A 14998-nucleotide genomic window follows, 5' to 3' on the forward strand; every position below is an offset into this window, starting at 1 on the left:
GCACGAATGGTGTAACGATCTGGACACTGTCTCAGCCATGAGCTCGGTGAAATTGTAGTAACGGTGAAGATGCCGTTTACCCGCAGTGGGACGAAAAGACCCTGTGCACCTTTACTATAGCTTAGTATTGACCTTGGATAAATGATGTGTAGGATAGGTTGGAGACTGTGAAGTGGCGTCGCTAGGCGTTGTGGAGTCATTGTTGAAATACAACCCTTTGTTTATCTGAGGCCTAACCCCGTAATGCGGGGGACATTGCTTGGTGGGTAGTTTGACTGGGGTGGTCGCCTCCAAAAGAGTAACGGAGGCTTCTAAAGGTTCCCTCAGTACGCTTGGTAACCGTGCGTAGAGTGCAATGGCATAAGGGAGCTTGACTGAGAGACATACAGGTCGATCAGGTACGAAAGTAGAGCATAGTGATCCGGTGGTTCCGCATGGAAGGGCCATCGCTCAAAGGATAAAAGGTACGCCGGGGATAACAGGCTGATCTCCCCCAAGAGCTCATATCGACGGGGGGGTTTGGCACCTCGATGTCGGCTCGTCACATCCTGGGGCTGGAGAAGGTCCCAAGGGTTGGGCTGTTCGCCCATTAAAGTGGCACGCGAGCTGGGTTCAGAACGTCGTGAGACAGTTCGGTCTCTATCTACTGTGGGCGCAAGAAATTTGAGTGGATCTGATTCTAGTACGAGAGGACCGAATTGGACTAACCTCTAGTGTATCTGTTGTTCCGCCAGGAGCATCGCAGAGTAGCTACGTTGGGAAGGGATAAGCGCTGAAAGCATATAAGCGCGAAACCCACCACAAGATGAGATTTCTTTTAAGGGTCGTAGGAGATGACTACGTTGATAGGCTATAGATGTAAAGGCAGTAATGTCATAGTCGAGTAGTACTAATAACCCGTAAGCTTATGTACAAATCCTCCCCCCAACCCCTCCGAAGGAGGGGGAGACAGCACGCAAGTGTGGGGAGAAGAAACTTTCTAATTAATTTTTTTTACTTATCTCAGTATGTTAAGATATTGGTTTACACTTGAGTGTTCTTGAAACAGTAAATTGTAAGCAATGATTGCCCAAAGCAATTGTAACCTCTTAAGGTGGTTATTGCGGCGGGGCTCACCTCTTCCCATCCCGAACAGAGTAGTTAAGCCCGCCTGCGCAGATGGTACTGCAGTTATGTGGGAGAGTATGTCGTCGCCTTTCTTTTGAAAAACCCTATTCCTTTCGGAATGGGGTTTTTTGTTTTTATGCCTTTTTGAATGTTTCGGCAAAACTGGATCAATCCGGATCAATCCCAAAACCTGTAGACTTGGAAAAATTGGATCAATCCCAAAACCTGTGAAGCGATAAAAATTAAGCATAAACCGTCTTATTTTATCTCCAATAAATGGGTTTGTTCGCCAACATTCCAGCCCGAAATTACCAGTCGTATTTTGGTTTTTTGAACTAAATTCTTGGGGATAACGCATTTGATTGTTCTTTTCTCATTTGGCAAAACACTAACATAATTGTCATCCCAAAAAACCGGAAAAATGGTGTTATTTTGACTGTCCGTCATATTTAGATGAATAAAAAAGGCCATTTTTGAATTGGTATTTGTTAGCGTGACATTTAATTCCTCATTGGTTCCAATAGTTTTTATAGAATATGTTGTGGTAATTTCAGATTTTGGCAAATCATTTAATTTAGTAAAATCGGCATATTCTTTAAAAGGCGTGTTTCCCCAAAGGCTTTTGTCCCAATCGAAAACGTCTTTTTTATTAGATAACCAATATAAATTTGATGCAATTTGAACTCCTTTTTTATCAAATAATTTCAAGTCAAGGAAAATACCTTCGGGATAAGAATCCATTTGAAAAATAGATCGGGATGAAATAGAATTTATATCAAAATTTAAAATTTCTTTTTTTAATAAATTGGAATTAAAGTCATAAACAGTAATTTGTGCCTTGAGTTTTTTCTCAGTATTTAATGATTCATTTACTGCAATGATTTGATTTTTGGCATAATCATAGATTAATTGAGTAATATTGTTTGCTTTTCTAGTAGCGTAATATCCAGAAGTAGGCAACAAATAGTAATCATACAATTGCCAATAAAACGATGGCCAAGCGGAGTTAAGCATCCATTGAATTATACCTGTCGCTTTTGGAATTCTTGCTCTAAATCCTTCAAACATTCCTCTCATGGCTTCATATCCCAACGCATCGGATTTCATTAAATATTCATTTATATCTTCAGACTTCCCATAACGTTTGTCTATCATTAAAGTATTTACATCTAAATTATTAGACATTAGTAATGAACTCGTACAATGATAATTCCATGCGCTATTTATAGGCCATAGTTTATCTTTTGGAATCATTTTTTTTATAGTTTCTAATGAAGGGATTTGAGCTCCTGGAGAAGTTTCCGTATTAAAGCCAAATGCGCCACCTTTTTTCGTGTCTTCAAACCAATAATTTGGCGAAACATATTCATACGGGCCATTCATTTTTACTCCAACGGGCCCGCTAACTTCACTAGTTCTGGTTCCTGCGGTCAGTAAATATGGGCGATTGTCAATTTTATCAATTAGATTTTTATATTTAATTTCCAATTCGGGTCTTGGTAATTTATCGCTTCCTAAAAACCAAACAAAAATACTCGGATGGTTTCTTAACCAATAAATTTGGTCAGCCAAGGATTCGAGGGCCAGATTGATGTCGGCATCTGTTTGAATTCCGCCAAAAGCATCACATGGTTTTCCTAAATATTCAATCCATTCCCATTGACAACTCCATCCCACCATTGCCATTATTCCATATTTGTCGCATAAATCATAGATTTCTTGTGATGTTCCCCAAATGCCTTCGAACCGCAAAGTATTCAAATTCATATGTTTTACATATTGCAATTGGGTTTCTAAACTCTGCTTCGTATCTCGAAGGAAAATATCATCAGTCCAACCACCGCCTTTGATTAATATTTTCTTACCGTTGAGTATAAATCCTTTGTGACCTTCGGCTGTAAAATAGGTATCAATTTCTCGAATGCCAAAAGTGATTTCATCTGAATCGGTTATGTTCTTACCAGTTTCAAATCGAAGGGAAAGATTGTATAGATTGGGTTCGCCAAGATTATTGCACCACCAAAGTTTTGGATTTTTAATGTACAAAGAGGGGATTTCCTTTGAAGTCAACGATAAATTCCTAGTTTCGTTTGGGTTTAATTTCACGGGATAACGGAATTCTTTTCTGCCAATTTTGCCAACTAATGTTCCAGAAACAACTTCAGAAGTATAATTTTCGAGTTCGGTTTTTACGGTCAGCCAAGCTTCTTTTAGCGTCGAAGTATTTACTTTTGATTGAACAACTGTATTTTTCAGGCCCACTTCACCATCAATTTCGACATAAACTGGACGCCAAATCCCCATATTTTCGTCCAATGGCCTTGGATTCCAATCCACAAAACCGATGTTGTAATCTCCTGGTTGCGCACGGAATATTTCAACGGCAAGAATGTTTCCTTTCTTTTTGGCCAAAGCCGTAATATCAAATTCAAATTGTTGGAACGTCCCGAAAACTTTGTCCCGTGAAGCTATTAATTTTCCGTTAAGCCAAATATTGGCATAGTAATTTATTCCGTCGAAATGTAGGGAAATGTTATTTTCCGGAAGGATATTAGGCAAATCAAACTCAGTTTTGTACCACCAAGAATCGTCAAATTGGGTTTTGTCTAATTCTTTATAATTCGTGCCAACAAAAATGTCTTTATAGAAACCATTAGCGGTCAAAACTCCCATAACTGTTGACGGCACACTTGCTTTATACCAATTTTCGGAATTATTGTCAGATGAAGAAATGGTTGCTCCATCGCTTAAAACTTTATTGTTTTGCCCAACTTTCCAATTTTCTTTTAATTGTACTCGTCTTGAAATAATGGGTTTTGTTACTGCAAAAGAGTATTGCGAAAAGGCAATAAGAATGAACAAAATAAGTGATCTTGATGTTTTTCTCATAATTTTTCTAAATTATTATTTAATCCATGAGCTGTAGAGCATCCCAAAATATGCGATAATAACAAAATTACAGAAAATATTGTCCCTCTTGATTTTTGATTATTAGTGTAGGGTTTTTATGTGATATTGTCCTTATATTTTAAAAATTCCGGTAAGTTTAGTTTAAACCTGTAAGGAAAATATAATGAAAAAAACTAACCAAAATTTTAAAAATAATATCTTTTAAATGCTTCCATTGCCGTGTATTCGGCGAGACCCAAAGCATTGTATTTATCCGCCGTGTTTTTGGTGCGTTCTTCTACCCTTACCCAAAATTCTCTCGAATCTTCACCCTGAAACATTACGTTGTCTTTTTGTGATTGATGGTAAAAAATAGCTTTTCGTTTTTTTAATACCTGGTCTTCACTCATGGGAACTGCCATTTCAATTTCTTGTGGTTCCCATTCATGCCAAGCTCCACGATACAGCCATATCCAACAATCCTTGATAAAAGGTTCGTTTTTCAATTTTTCTATGGATGTAAATATGGCGTCTAAACAAACTTTATGGGTTCCATGTGGATCGGCTAGGTCGCCTGCGGCAAAAATTTGGTGCGGTTTTATATCCGAAATCAATTTGCTTACAATTTCAATATCTTTTGGCCCGAGATTATTTTTCTTAACGGTTCCGGTTTCATAAAAGGGTATATCCAAAAAGTGGACTTGATTATCGGGAAGTCCTAAAAATCGTGTTGCTCCCAGTGATTCTTTTCGTCTAATTTGTCCTTTTATTTTGCGAATGATTAGTTCGTCACTTTTGCCAATTTTTCGTGTTTGCAACGAAAGAATTACATTTTTTATGGTTTCATTATTCTCGGGAGAAATATTGAGGGTGACTTCGGCATATTTTAATGCTTCTTCGTCAGAAACCGCAATATTTCCCGAGATTTGATAGGCAATATGCACCTCGTGTCCTTGCTCTACAAGTCTGTCAAATGTGCCTCCCATCGAAATCACGTCATCATCGGGATGAGGACTGAAAATGACGACTTTTTTCTTTGCCGGCAAAGCTCTTTCGGGTCTGTTTTCATCATCGGCATTGGGTTTTCCTCCAGGCCACCCGGTAATGGTGTGTTGTAATTTATTAAACATTTTTATGTTTAAGTCGTACGCTGGGCCTTCTTCGGCAAGCAAACCTGACATTCCATTGTCATTATAATCCTTGTCGTTTAGTTTTAATACAGGTTTTTTTGTTTTTTCGCAAAGCCAAACAATCGCCCTGCTTTTTAGTTCTTCTGTCCAGAGGCAAGAAGAAACAAGCCACGGGGTTTTTATTCGGGTAAGCTTGGATGAAGCTTCTTTATCCAATACAAATGTAGTGTTGTTGTGGCTTTGTAAATAAGTGGCGGGAACTTGTGACGAAACGTCACCTTCTATGGTTTCCTTAATTATGGATGCCTTGTTTTCTCCCCAAGCCAAAAGCACGATTCTTTTTGCTTTTTTGATGGTTCCAATTCCCATCGTGATTGCTCTTCTCGGAACATTGTTTATTCCTAAAAAAGAGGCTGCTGCATCGGCTCTTGTAATGTAGTTTAAGGTTATGCTTCTTGTTCCGGAATTGAAATGGGAGCCAGGTTCGTTGAAGCCAATATGCCCTGTTCGGCCGATGCCAAGCAATTGAAAATCCAATCCTCCAGCTTTTAAAATAGCAGCTTCATAATCCAAACAGTATGGGTCTAAATTTTCCTGGGCAACCATTCCGTCCGGAATATGTGCGTTTTCGGGCTTTATATCGATATACTTGAATAGATTTTCGTGCATAAAGTATTGGTAACTTTCGATATTATCTTTTTCCATTGGATAATACTCATCAAGATTGAAAGTGATCACGTTGTAAAAACTCAAACCTTCTTCCTGGTGCATCCTGATTAACTCTTCGTAGACTTTTATAGGCGAAGATCCGGTGGCAAGTCCCAAAATGCAATTTTCATTTTTGGATTGTTTCTTTCGTATTAAATCCGCTATTTCCTGCGCCACTATTTTGGATGCGATTTCAGAAGATTTGAAAATGGCATTGTGTATTTTCTCGAATCGTGTCTCCTCAAATTGTCCCGGTTCTTTGTGGGAAATTGAAAAATTGTTGCTACCTTGATTTTGCATTTTATTTTGAAAGGATAAAATTATTTATCAACTATACATATTTAGTTTTTTAGCCGTGAACGGTTTCTTTTTTCCCGTAGTTTGTAATGAGCTCGCCCTCAAAATCTATCCATTCTTTCCAACGTTTGTCAACATCCACTTTTTCTGAATATTTTCTTGCGAAACGCAGAAACGTGGTATAATGACCGGCTTCACTTGTCATTAATTCCTTGTAAAATGCAGCCAATTCTTTGTCTTCAATGTTTTGGGACAACACTTTAAATCTTTCGCAGCTTCTGGCTTCAATCATTGCCGAGAAGAGTAATCTGTCAACAAAAGCATCATTTCTACTGCCGTCTTTTTTAAGAAATTTAAAAAGTTCGTTGACGTAATGGTCTTTTCTTTCTCTTCCCAAGGTTAGTCCACGTTCTTTAATAATGTTGTGAACCCTTTGAAAATGCTCAATTTCTTCTTTGGCAATTTCCAATAAATCAGTAACTAAATCGACGTGTTCTGAATTATAAGTAATTATTGTAATAATATTTGTTGCCGCTTTTTGTTCGCACCAGGCGTGATCGGTCAAGATTTCTTCGATGTTCGATTCGACGATGTTTACCCATTTTGGGTCGGTGGCTAATTTTAATCCTAACATTTTTTTGTTTTTATGGAAATTGAATCGTAAAAATACAGATTTTATTTGTTGTAGAACGGATTGATTCACGGATTATTTTCCTTATTTTGCATCGTAAATAATAATTTTATGATTGCAAATCAGCGCGTTTTAATTCTTGGATTTGTTTGGCCTGAACCCAATTCTTCCGCGGCAGGAGGAAGGATGGTGCAATTGATTTCAATCTTTAAGGAACAGGGTTTCGATGTTACTTTTGCCAGTTCCGCTTCGGATAGTGATTATATGGTTGACCTTGAATCGCTCGGTGTTGACAAGAAATCAATCGCTTTAAATTGTTCCAGTTTTGATGTTTTTGTGGCAGCATTAAATCCATCCATCGTTTTGTTCGACCGTTTTATGATGGAAGAGCAATTTGGCTGGCGCGTTGCCGAAAATTGTCCTGATGCCTTACGTTTGTTGGATACCGAAGATTTGCATTGTTTGCGTTTGGCACGCCAAAAAGCATTCAAGGAAAATCGAAAATTCACCACCGACGATTTGTTGGTTGAAGATGTTGCCAAGCGGGAAATCGCCAGTATTTTGCGTTCGGATATTTCATTTATAATTTCTCAATTTGAAATGGAATTGTTGCAATCCGTATTCAAAATTGATAAAGGATTACTGTGTTATTTGCCTTTGCTGTTGGAGCCAATTGATGATTCGGACATTCAAAATTTACCTTTATTCGAAGAACGAAACAATTTTGTGTTCATTGGAAACTTTCTCCACGAACCCAATTGGAATGCGGTTCAATATCTGAAAGAAACGATTTGGCCACTCATCAGGAAGCAATTTCCGGAAGCCGTTTTACAAATTTCCGGAGCGTATCCTTCACAGAAAGTATTGCAATTGCACCAACCGAAGGAAGGGTTTCATATTATGGGTCGTGCCAATGACGCTCAGGAAGTGGTAAAAAATGCTCGAGTTGTCTTGGCTCCTTTGCGTTTTGGTGCAGGAATAAAAGGGAAATTAGTGGAAGCGATGCAGTGCGGAACGCCAAGCGTGACGACAAACATTGGAGCCGAATCGATGCATGGAAATTTGCCTTGGAGCGGATTCATTGCCGATGATTCCCAAGTTTTTGCCGATGCGGCTGTGGAATTGTATCAAGACAAAACCCTTTGGCTCAAAGCCCAAGAAAATGGTTTTCGAATTATAGAAAAACGCTATTTGAAAGCCTTGTTTGTGGATGATTTGATACAGCATATTTTGAAAGTGCAAAACCATTTAAAACAACATCGATTGCATAATTTTATGGGCGCAATGTTGCAACATCACACCTTGACCAGCACAAAATATATGTCGCGATGGATCGAGGAGAAGAATAAGAAGATTTAGGATTTTCCCGAAAAATTTTTGTTAGATTTCTTTGCGGGTGTTTGTGTGTTCAAAATAGTTTTGCGCCAGTCTTTAGTTTTGCAAAGTATTTTATTTTATGTGATCTGACAAATTCTGTATAAGGAAAATATTTTCACAGATTGCATAAATTATACCATTGGTTAATATGTTTTAGTCCAATCGTTCTGGTATAATGCCGCTGTATATTTCATTTAGTTCNNTGAAATAACTAGCGGTATTAAAATATGACAATCTGTTAATAAAAAAAGGAACTCGATGGAGTTCCTTTTTTATATTATTCTAAAATTGGAAAAACTATCCTGCCAATTCCACCATCTTAATATCCCCAACCAAACTTACTTTTACCAAACCATGTTTCGCCAAGCCTTTCATGGCAGCATCCCATTTTTTGCCGCTCAAATCCGATTTGATTTTCAAAACACCCAAATCCATTTTATTGTCATTGGTTTTCAATAAATCAATGATTAATTTTTCTTCGTCTAATAATTCAATTTGAACTTGAGTTTTTTCTGGTCGCATTTGCGGGAATAACAATACTTCCTGAATAGAGGCATTATTGGTCAGAAACATAATCAAGCGGTCCATTCCTATTCCTAAACCAGAAGTTGGTGGCATTCCGTATTCCAACGCTCTCAAGAAATCTTCGTCAATAAATTGTGTCGCCTCATCGTCGCCTCTTTCGGCTAGTTTTAATTGGACTTCAAAACGCTCGCGTTGGTCAATCGGGTCATTCAATTCCGAATAGGCATTGGCCACCTCTTTACCGCAAACCATCAACTCAAAACGCTCGGTCAATTCCGGATTATCGCGGTGTTGTTTGCATAAAGGAGACATTTCTTTTGGGTAATCAGTTATAAATGTGGGCTGAATATAATTTCCTTCACATTTGGCTCCAAAAATCTCGTCAATCAATTTTCCTTTACCCATCGATGCATCAACGTCAATACCCATTGATTTTGCTGCTTCGAATAATTCGGTTTCATTTTTTCCGGCAATATCAAAACCAGTAAAATGTTTGATAGAATCAGTCATAGTAACACGAGCATAAGGCGCTTTGAAATTCACTTTGTGTTCGCCAAAAGTAGCTTCTGAAGTCCCGTTTACTGCCAAAGCACAATGTTCTAGCAAGTTTTCGGTAAATTTCATCATCCAGTTGTAGTCTTTGTAGGCTACATATATTTCCATGGCGGTAAATTCAGGATTGTGTGTCCGGTCCATTCCTTCATTGCGGAAGTTTTTCGAAAACTCATAAACACCGTCAAAACCACCAACAATTAATCTTTTTAGATACAATTCATTGGCAATTCGCATATATAAGGGAATGTCAAGCGAATTGTGATGCGTGATAAATGGTCTCGCCGCAGCACCACCGGGAATCGGTTGTAAAACGGGTGTTTCCACCTCAAGATATCCTTTGTCATTGAAGAAACTACGCATTGCATTGAACAATTTTGTTCTCTTGATAAACGTTTCCTTCACGTGGTCATTTACCGTTAAATCCACATAACGGCGACGGTATCTTTGTTCCGGATCAGCAAAAGCATCATGCGTTTTTCCGTCGGCATCCGTTTTTACCACGGGAAGTGGTTTCAAGGCTTTCGCCAAAACTGTCAATCCATAGACATGAACCGAAATTTCGCCCACTTGGGTTTTGAAAACCGTACCGCGAACCCCAATGAAATCGCCAATATCCAGCAGTTTTTTGAAAACCACATTGTACATTGTTTTCTCCTCGTCAGTAGAAATGTCATCTCTCGAAACATAGATTTGTATGCGTCCTTCGGCATCTTTCAACTCGGCAAAAGAGGCTTTCCCCATAATTCTTTTTCCCATCAAACGACCGGCCAGAATCACTTCTTTGCCGTCAAACTTCTCGAAATCGGCAAGGATTTCCTTGGAATATGCGGTGGTAATAAATTCGGCGGCGGGATAAGGTTCGATGCCCAAATTGCGTAATTGGGTGAGTGCTTCTCTGCGAAGGATTTCTTGTTCGGATAATGCCATTGGATTCTGATTTTAAGAGTGCAAAGATAACAAAAGATAACAAAAGATAACAAAAGATTGCAGATTGCAGATTTCAGAATTTTTAGGAGCAGAAATAGTGGTTGTTTCAATTGGCATTCGTCCCGCTATTCGCTCTATCTTTTTTCAAAGCTTCCAGACTTTGAAAGGCTGGAAGCTTTGAAAATTCAAAAATTCAACATTCGTTAATTAACATTCATCATTCAAAACTTTGTAACTTTGCCATTCAAAGAAAAAAAATGAACAAAAAAATCCAACTTCAAGATTTAGGACTCCAAGACTACAAAGCAACTTGGGAATATCAGGAAGAATTATTCAAAGGGGTTGTCGATTTAAAAATCAGGAATAGGAGGGAAGAACTCAGTCTGGAAACTCCTAATTATTTTCTTTTCGTAGAACATCCACACGTTTATACTTTGGGTAAAAGCGGCGATTTAGAAAACCTTCTTTTATCCGAAAAACAGCTCGAAGCCAAAGGAGCGACTTTCTACAAAATTAATCGTGGCGGCGATATTACGTATCATGGGCCTGGACAAATTGTGGGTTATCCTATTTTAGACTTGGAAAATTTCTTCACTGACATTCATAAATATTTGCGATTTCTGGAGGAAGCCATCATTCTCACTTTAGCAGAATATGGACTGGATTGTGGTAGAAGTGCAGGCGAAACAGGTGTTTGGTTGGGTGCAGGAACTCCATTTGCGAGAAAAATTTGTGCACTTGGCGTTCGTGCTTCGCGCTGGGTTACGATGCACGGTTTTGCTTTGAATGTAAATGTGGATTTGGGTTATTTCGACAATATCATTCCCTGTGGCATTCGCGGCAAAGCGGTAACTTCCTTAAATGTCGAACTTGGAGTCGAAAAAGTGGACGAAGAAGAAGTAAAGGCGAAAATCCTGAAACATTTTTCAATTCTTTTCGAAGCGAAATTTCAAACTTCAAATTCCTAATTTTATTTGTCACCCTGAGCGCAGTCGAAGGGCAATTCCAACTGTTCCGGCAATAATCGAAACGAAATTCGATAGTATTTTGCGATTCCGAGCAATCGAGTTATAATGTCCCGGCGCTTTGAGATGGTGGGGATTTCGGAACAGAATATTTTCTGTTTAACGAAAACGTGATGCGGAACGATAATTCCACTAAAAACCCTGCTTGCAAAAATATGCTGTTATGTGGTGTTTTGTTTTTCATCAAGTTCACTGTCTGTTATTATACCAGTAAATTCAAGGTCTTTAAGTCCCGCATACCAAGTTCGTCTGTTTTTTCCATCTCTAATATTAAACAGTTTTAAGTATCCTTTAGTCCGATCTAACTGATTATTTATACTAATTCCATTTGTAAAGTTTTCGGTAAAAAATGGTTCTTGATATTTGTCGCACCCAATGTCTTTGTATTCTCTCATTCCCTTTTTCTCCTGAGAATTGAACTCCTGAAACCAAATGTAAAAAATCCGATTGTAAATTTTCCCATAACCTGGGAAATAACTACAATCTTTCCCTCTACCAAAAAGATCTGCATACCTATCAGTTTTATATCTGACTAATTCTGTTTGATCATTTGGCAATGGTTCTATCCTTTCACTTTCAAAACAAACCCCTCTTGTATTGCCACTTCCATACCATTTAGGATATTTCTTTACCCATTTGGCATACTCAAGGCTATCTTCCTCTGTCTGATTAGAAACGGTCTCCATGTTAAATTGAATAGTCCTTTGCTCAGTAAAAGCTGCTGATTTTTGCTTTGGTTTTTGTTTGTTGATAAATACGACAAAAAATACAATAAGAATTATGGTGATGATAAATGTTGTCATTTGTTCTCGAATTGTTTTTTATGAAGCAATTTTTTAGTTCCCTTTAAAATCGCATCTTGGCTCAATAGGATATTATTATCACCTTCTATTGTGTTTGACTTTAAGTAGTCAGCATCCATACCTAATTTGGTAATAAGTCCCTCCAACTCCTTTTCTTCTTTAATGTCATCGTTTAGCATTATTTGAGCCTGATTTATGAGTAGGAGCATTTTCGTTTTATTTAATTTTTTGTTGTAGTCAGGGTCGGTGGTTGTGATTAGTTCTGATATAATTTGTCTAAAATTTGAAATCCATTCGTATCTGTTTTTAAAATCAAAGTCCGAATGAATTTGAAGCCTAATTTTTTCTAAGTCTGCTTTAATTGTTTTGCGAATTAGTAAATATTGAGAAGCAACTGTAATTATTGCAACCAGCAGCATTCCAAGAACAGTAACATAGGTCGAATTTAGGTCACTACTGTCCTGAACAGGTAGTTTGTCAACCGTGTCACTCAATAAGTTAATTACTTTGTCCTCTAATATAATTTTTAAGGTGTCTCTCATATTGTAATGGTCGTCTTAAAATGCCACTAACGTTTCGCAACTACAAGAAGTGGCAAATTTCGTAACTGGATATTTTCGGTTACTGCAAAATTCCCTGCGAAACGTGAACGTAATTTTACCACAGAATTTGCCATTTCTTGTAACTGCTGTTGGTGGTTCGGCTTTTTATTTATTTCAATTTTTTCGGTTTCGCATTTTCACCGCTATTAAGTAAAGTGCAAGTTTAAATTATTTATTATGAAAGATTACACAAAGGAAATTAGAGTAAAAATTACAATTAATTCAAAAGGAAAAAAAAGTTTTAAAATCACTCGTTATCTAGATGGTGTTTTACACGAATCTTACAGATACGAAAAACAAAAAATAGCTTTAATGTGGATTGTTAGTCTCTTTCTGCGTTATCAACCACAACGTAACCCTCTTCGTCTAGATAAACTAGCTCATTAAATTGAATGTGAATCAGGTCGTTTCCGTATAATTTAGCTTGAAAGAATTTTAATCCTCCAAATGATATTCTAAAATCATCGGGATATTGTTCTAATTCTTCTAGTAACCTTTTTTTAGTAATTGTTGGTTCTGATCTGTTCATATTGTTTTTATAAAGGGTTTTTAAATTGTTCAATTATGTCTGAAATTATTCTGTTTGAAACTAATGATAATTGCAAACCGATAATAATCAAAAATCCTCCTAATAGAGTAAAGTTTGTTTTATCTGCAATAAATTTTGGCAATTCCATTAATGTTTCGACATTAATATTTTCAGGATTATTTTCAATATTTGTTTCCATTAGTTGGGATTTAATTAAAAATACAATTCCAGCTATTAATATTACATTTCCAATTAATCGGATATAACCAGCTTCATTATTGTTGGCTTTTATTTCATCATTCATCTTTTAAATTTTAATTATTATGGCAAATTTTTTTCTTTTTCGGAAGTCTTTTTGGCTTTCAGTAGTTCGTTTTCCACTTTCAATATTCTCACTTGGTTCTCAAGGTTGGTGTTTGATAGGGATAATACTTTGTTTTTCAATTCGTATATATCACGATCGTGATTTTTGGGTGCAATTATGGGAATATATTCTCTCAAGATTGGTGTAATAGATATGAAAGCAAAAACTAAAGCTAAATATGTTAGCCACATTATGCTATTGGCTTGTTTGTCAGCAGTAATCCCTTGTTGTACGATAATGTCTTTTAATTCTTCTATTGTCTTATTAGTTTTATGTACAGGGTTTTCAGATATAATTGTTTCTAATGGAGGAGTTACTTTTGGTAAGTTTTTAAACATAGGACTTTCTGAAAATTTTTTAGCAAAATCGAGGGTATTTTTTAAACTCATATTTTTCTTATTTAGGTTTCAGTTCTGCAAGCTGACCACCAACGTTCTCGCGCTACACGCAGGCTGGGGCAAGGAAGCCTAAACTTTCGAGTAATAACTAACCTTAAAAACACAAAACTATGTTTAAATTAAGCCAAAATCCCAGCTTGCTTGTAGCGTGTGTTGGGCAACGTATTTTCTGTTTTCTATTCGGTTGTAGAATAGAAAACAGAAAATGCACCCGTTGCTTTTTGGAGTTTGGAGTTCCAAAAATGTCTAATCCTCCAAATCCTCCCAATATACCAAACCCTCCTTAATGTTTTCTGTCGATCTTGGATTTTTAAATTGTTCTTTGATTTCTGTAATTACTTGGTTTGACACTAAAGATAATTGTAACCCGACAATAGTCAATAATCCTCCTAATAGAGTAAAGTTGGTTTTGTCTGCAATTTTTTTAGGTATTTCCAGTAGTGTTTTAGCATCAATGTTTTCATAATCATCAATTGACACTTCCATAACTTGTGAAATTATCAGTAATATGATTCCAGCTATTAATACTAATCTGCCAACTAAACGTACAGAATCAGCCGAACTATCAGTTATTTTTATTTCATTACTCATTATTTATAAACTTTAAAAATTAAATTATTATGTTAGATATTACAGACAAAATCAAAGAGGAAACTATTTCAATTGTTACACTTTATGAAAATTTTGATTTACAAGATGAACTTGTAAATTTTTTAGAACAAAAAGGTTATATTGTAACTTTAGATAGTTCAGAAATTGATGCTCCAGAAAATCAACCACCAAGATTACTTATTTTGGTTAGGAAACAAAATGAAGCATAGATTCTAAAGACGTTTTTTTACCTGTCATTCTAAACATTTCGTAATGTGCTAAAATTGGAGTGTCAAAAGCAATAGGCAAATCTAATTCGGTTTTCTTTTTAAGTAATTCACTTCTTAATTCTAACTTTTCAGTTTTATCATTAGAATCGTAATACTTTTTAATTAAATCTTTTAATTCCATTTCGCTTTATGTTTAAGGTTATTATTAACGTTCTTTTGGCACTTCGGTTTCTCAATATGTTGCCCAACTTGTATATAGGTCTGACAAAATCATACAAAGCCACCCAAATTTAGCTAGATAGGTAAGATA

14 protein-coding genes and 2 rRNA genes (1 of these 16 cut by a window edge) are annotated in these 14998 nt (G+C 36.7%); 5 read left to right on the forward strand and 11 right to left on the reverse strand.

What is annotated here, in order from left to right; all coding sequences use genetic code 11:
* Both B2145_RS03210 and rrf read left to right on the forward strand, forming a co-directional pair.
* Window positions 1-909 (forward strand): 23S ribosomal RNA (locus B2145_RS03210); it begins 2153 nt to the left of the window's first position.
* A gap of 180 nt (window positions 910-1089) precedes the next feature.
* Window positions 1090-1199 (forward strand): 5S ribosomal RNA (gene rrf, locus B2145_RS03215).
* A 166-nt stretch (window positions 1200-1365) separates the two neighbouring features.
* Here rrf and B2145_RS03220 read toward each other — a convergent pair.
* The 3 genes from B2145_RS03220 to B2145_RS03230 form a co-directional block, all read right to left on the reverse strand.
* Window positions 1366-3996, reverse strand: a complete 2631-nt coding sequence (locus tag B2145_RS03220) for a glycoside hydrolase family 2 protein (RefSeq protein ID WP_291098142.1) — start codon at window positions 3994-3996, stop codon at window positions 1366-1368.
* 206 nt (window positions 3997-4202) lie between these two features.
* Window positions 4203-6134, reverse strand: a complete 1932-nt coding sequence (nagB, locus tag B2145_RS03225) for a glucosamine-6-phosphate deaminase (RefSeq protein ID WP_291098145.1) — start codon at window positions 6132-6134, stop codon at window positions 4203-4205.
* 49 nt (window positions 6135-6183) lie between these two features.
* A complete protein-coding gene (locus B2145_RS03230) occupies window positions 6184-6765 on the reverse strand; it encodes a tRNA-(ms[2]io[6]A)-hydroxylase (protein WP_291098148.1) in 582 nt (193 codons plus the stop codon).
* Between the two features lie 108 nt (window positions 6766-6873).
* Here B2145_RS03230 and B2145_RS03235 point away from each other — a divergent pair, with 108 nt between their 5' ends.
* The gene (locus B2145_RS03235; RefSeq protein ID WP_291098150.1) at window positions 6874-8121 is read left to right on the forward strand and encodes a glycosyltransferase; all 1248 of its coding nucleotides are present in this window, start codon (window positions 6874-6876) and stop codon (window positions 8119-8121) included.
* A gap of 315 nt (window positions 8122-8436) precedes the next feature.
* On the opposite strand, the gene lysS is transcribed toward B2145_RS03235, so the two are convergent.
* Window positions 8437-10146 (reverse strand): lysine--tRNA ligase, encoded by a 1710-nt coding sequence (gene lysS, locus B2145_RS03240; protein WP_291098153.1) that lies wholly within the window; start codon window positions 10144-10146, stop codon window positions 8437-8439.
* Window positions 10147-10403: 257 nt separating this feature from the next.
* Here lysS and lipB point away from each other — a divergent pair, with 257 nt between their 5' ends.
* Window positions 10404-11114: a lipoyl(octanoyl) transferase LipB gene (gene lipB, locus B2145_RS03245; protein WP_291098156.1), complete on the forward strand. Its 711-nt coding sequence runs from the start codon at window positions 10404-10406 to the stop codon at window positions 11112-11114.
* A 218-nt stretch (window positions 11115-11332) separates the two neighbouring features.
* Here lipB and B2145_RS03250 read toward each other — a convergent pair whose 3' ends face one another.
* From B2145_RS03250 to B2145_RS03275, 6 genes are all read right to left on the reverse strand, one after another.
* Window positions 11333-11974, reverse strand: coding sequence for a hypothetical protein (locus B2145_RS03250; RefSeq protein WP_291098159.1), 642 nt, complete (start codon window positions 11972-11974; stop codon window positions 11333-11335).
* Window positions 11971-12516, reverse strand: a complete 546-nt coding sequence (locus tag B2145_RS03255) for a hypothetical protein (protein ID WP_291098161.1) — start codon at window positions 12514-12516, stop codon at window positions 11971-11973. Before B2145_RS03255 ends, B2145_RS03250 begins: the two co-directional genes overlap by 4 nt.
* A 382-nt stretch (window positions 12517-12898) precedes the next feature.
* The gene (locus B2145_RS03260) at window positions 12899-13105 is read right to left on the reverse strand and encodes a hypothetical protein (protein ID WP_291098164.1); all 207 of its coding nucleotides are present in this window, start codon (window positions 13103-13105) and stop codon (window positions 12899-12901) included.
* Window positions 13106-13112: 7 nt separating this feature from the next.
* Window positions 13113-13409 (reverse strand): hypothetical protein, encoded by a 297-nt coding sequence (locus B2145_RS03265; protein WP_291098167.1) that lies wholly within the window; start codon window positions 13407-13409, stop codon window positions 13113-13115.
* A 17-nt stretch (window positions 13410-13426) separates the two neighbouring features.
* Window positions 13427-13858, reverse strand: coding sequence for a hypothetical protein (locus B2145_RS03270; protein WP_291098170.1), 432 nt, complete (start codon window positions 13856-13858; stop codon window positions 13427-13429).
* A gap of 255 nt (window positions 13859-14113) precedes the next feature.
* On the reverse strand, window positions 14114-14458 hold the full coding sequence (locus B2145_RS03275) for a hypothetical protein (RefSeq protein ID WP_291098173.1): 345 nt from the start codon (window positions 14456-14458) through the stop codon (window positions 14114-14116).
* Between the two features lie 29 nt (window positions 14459-14487).
* On the opposite strand from B2145_RS03275, the gene B2145_RS03280 reads away from it, so the two are divergent.
* Complete coding sequence (locus B2145_RS03280) at window positions 14488-14688, forward strand: hypothetical protein (protein WP_291098176.1); 201 nt, start codon at window positions 14488-14490, stop codon at window positions 14686-14688.
* Here B2145_RS03280 and B2145_RS03285 read toward each other — a convergent pair.
* Window positions 14666-14869, reverse strand: coding sequence for a hypothetical protein (locus tag B2145_RS03285; RefSeq protein WP_291098179.1), 204 nt, complete (start codon window positions 14867-14869; stop codon window positions 14666-14668). The two genes, B2145_RS03280 and B2145_RS03285, sit on opposite strands and share 23 nt — an antisense overlap.
* Window positions 14870-14998: the final 129 nt, after the last annotated feature.

Source organism: Flavobacterium sp. UBA5153 (assembly GCA_002413745.1).
GTDB lineage: Bacteria > Bacteroidota > Bacteroidia > Flavobacteriales > Flavobacteriaceae > Flavobacterium.

Coding starts and splice junctions, on each gene's coding strand:
- B2145_RS03270 (WP_291098170.1), bottom strand. CDS start 13,858: ATGAGTTTAAAAAATACCCTCGATTTTGCTAAAAAATTTTCAGAAAGT.
- B2145_RS03265 (WP_291098167.1), bottom strand. CDS start 13,409: ATGAATGATGAAATAAAAGCCAACAATAATGAAGCTGGTTATATCCGA.
- lipB (WP_291098156.1), top strand. CDS start 10,404: ATGAACAAAAAAATCCAACTTCAAGATTTAGGACTCCAAGACTACAAA.
- B2145_RS03250 (WP_291098159.1), bottom strand. CDS start 11,974: ATGACAACATTTATCATCACCATAATTCTTATTGTATTTTTTGTCGTA.
- B2145_RS03280 (WP_291098176.1), top strand. CDS start 14,488: ATGTTAGATATTACAGACAAAATCAAAGAGGAAACTATTTCAATTGTT.
- B2145_RS03275 (WP_291098173.1), bottom strand. CDS start 14,458: ATGAGTAATGAAATAAAAATAACTGATAGTTCGGCTGATTCTGTACGT.
- nagB (WP_291098145.1), bottom strand. CDS start 6,134: ATGCAAAATCAAGGTAGCAACAATTTTTCAATTTCCCACAAAGAACCG.
- B2145_RS03220 (WP_291098142.1), bottom strand. CDS start 3,996: ATGAGAAAAACATCAAGATCACTTATTTTGTTCATTCTTATTGCCTTT.
- B2145_RS03260 (WP_291098164.1), bottom strand. CDS start 13,105: ATGAACAGATCAGAACCAACAATTACTAAAAAAAGGTTACTAGAAGAA.
- B2145_RS03255 (WP_291098161.1), bottom strand. CDS start 12,516: ATGAGAGACACCTTAAAAATTATATTAGAGGACAAAGTAATTAACTTA.
- lysS (WP_291098153.1), bottom strand. CDS start 10,146: ATGGCATTATCCGAACAAGAAATCCTTCGCAGAGAAGCACTCACCCAA.
- B2145_RS03235 (WP_291098150.1), top strand. CDS start 6,874: ATGATTGCAAATCAGCGCGTTTTAATTCTTGGATTTGTTTGGCCTGAA.
- B2145_RS03285 (WP_291098179.1), bottom strand. CDS start 14,869: ATGGAATTAAAAGATTTAATTAAAAAGTATTACGATTCTAATGATAAA.
- B2145_RS03230 (WP_291098148.1), bottom strand. CDS start 6,765: ATGTTAGGATTAAAATTAGCCACCGACCCAAAATGGGTAAACATCGTC.